This window comes from Streptomyces sp. BR123, assembly GCF_013401435.1.
GTDB lineage: Bacteria > Actinomycetota > Actinomycetes > Streptomycetales > Streptomycetaceae > Streptomyces.
The window spans coordinates 1-1,893 of record NZ_JACBGN010000557.1 but is presented as its reverse complement, the minus strand read 5'-3'; the positions used below and the strand labels follow the sequence as shown (position 1 = coordinate 1,893).

Below are 1,893 nucleotides of genomic sequence, written 5' to 3'. Positions count from 1 at the left end.
ACGCCCTTGCGGTCGGTGATCTCGCCGCGCTCGGCGGCCAGGGTGACGCTGGTGAAGCGGTTCTCGGAGGCCCCCCGCCGCCCGCGCCCCGCACACGATCCGGCTCGGCAGCCCGCGGCCCCGGCTGCGCCTGGTCGGCGTCGGGCTGACGCTCGTGATGCTGGTCTTCGTCGTACGGCTGCTGCAGGTGCAGGCCGTGGACGCCGCCGCCTACTCCGCCAAGGCCTCCGAGAACCGCTTCACCAGCGTCACCCTGGCCGCCGAGCGCGGCGAGATCACCGACCGCAAGGGCGTCGCCCTCGCCATCAGCGTCGACGCGTACGACATCACCGCCGACCCCCAGATGTTCACCCCGCAGGAGAGCAAGGCCCCCGACGCACCCGAGCAGGCCGCCGCCCTCCTCGCGCCCATCCTGAACGCCGACGCCGAAGACCTCACGGCCCGGCTGAAGACCAAGAACACCCGCTACGTCGTCCTCGCCCGCCGCCAGACCCCCCAGGTCTGGAACCAGATCAAGGACCTCAAGCGGGTCTTCGCCGAGAAGGCCACCGCCGACAAGCGGAACAACGGCCCCGGCGCCAACGTCCTGGCCGGCGTGTTCAACGAGGACAGCAGCAAGCGCGTGTACCCGGGCGGGGACCTGGCCGCCGGGATACTGGGCTACGTCAACGCCGAGGGCAAGGGCGCCGGCGGTCTGGAGTCCGCCCTCGACCGGAAGCTGTCCGGCAAGGACGGCACGGTCACCTACGCCCAGTCCGGCGGCCGCCGCGTCCCCACCGCAGGGTCCAGCGAGAAGCCGGCCGTGCCCGGCGAGGACGTCGAGCTGACCATCGACCGGGACATCCAGTGGGCGGCGCAGAGCGCCATCACCGAGCAGGTCCAGAAGTCCGAGGCCGACCGCGGCTACGTCATCGTCCAGGACACCCGCACCGGCGAGGTACTGGCCATGGCCAACGCGCCCGGCTTCGACCCCAACGACCTCAGCCGGGCCAGCTCCGCCGCCATGGGCAACGCGGCCCTCCAGGACGTCTACGAGCCCGGCTCCACCGCCAAGGTCATCTCGATGGCCGCCGTGCTCGAGGAGAAGAAGGCCGCCCCGGACACCCGCGTCGAGGTCCCCAACCGGCTCCACCGCGGCGACCGGCTGTTCAAGGACGACATCGACCACCCGACCTGGTACCTGACCCTCAACGGGGTCCTCGCCAAGTCCTCCAACATCGGCACGATCCTGGCCACCGGCCAGCTCGGCGCCACCCAGCCCGAGGCCAACCGGGTGCTCCACTCCTACCTGACCAAATTCGGCATCGGGCAGCCGACCGGGCTGAACTACCCGGGCGAGTCCCGCGGCATCCTCGCCCGCCCCGAGGCCTGGTCGACCTCCCAGCAGTACACGATCCCCTTCGGCCAGGGCCTGTCGCTCAACGCCATGCAGGCGGCCTCCGTGTACTCCACCGTCGCCAACGGGGGCGTCCGGATCGAGCCCACCCTGGTCCGCGGCACCAAGGGCCCCGACGGACGCTTCACCCCCGCACCGGCCCCCGAGCAGACCCGTGTGATCAGCAAGGAGACCGCCAAGACGCTCTCCGAGATGCTGGAGTCCGTCGTGGACGACCAGGAGGGCACCGGCACCAAGGCCCGCATCCCCGGCTACCGCGTCGGCGGCAAGACGGGCACGTCCAACCGGGTGGATCCGGCCACCGGCCGCTACAAGGGCTACACCGCCTCCTTCGCCGGGTTCGCCCCCGCCGACAACCCCCGCGTCACCGTCTACTGCGCCATCCAGAACCCCACCAAGGGCAGCTACTTCGGCGGTCAGATCTGCGGACCCATCTACAAGAAGGTCATGGAGTTCGCCCTCAAGACCCTCCAGGTCGCCCCCACCGGCAGCACCCC

General features: G+C 71.2%; 1 protein-coding gene. It reads left to right on the top strand.

Features of this window, described 5'->3' with window-relative positions:
* Window positions 1-157 precede the first annotated feature (157 nt).
* Window positions 158-1,893 (top strand): penicillin-binding protein 2 (locus HYE82_RS36210; protein WP_256988202.1); only part of this gene is annotated, 1,736 nt, incomplete at its 3' end.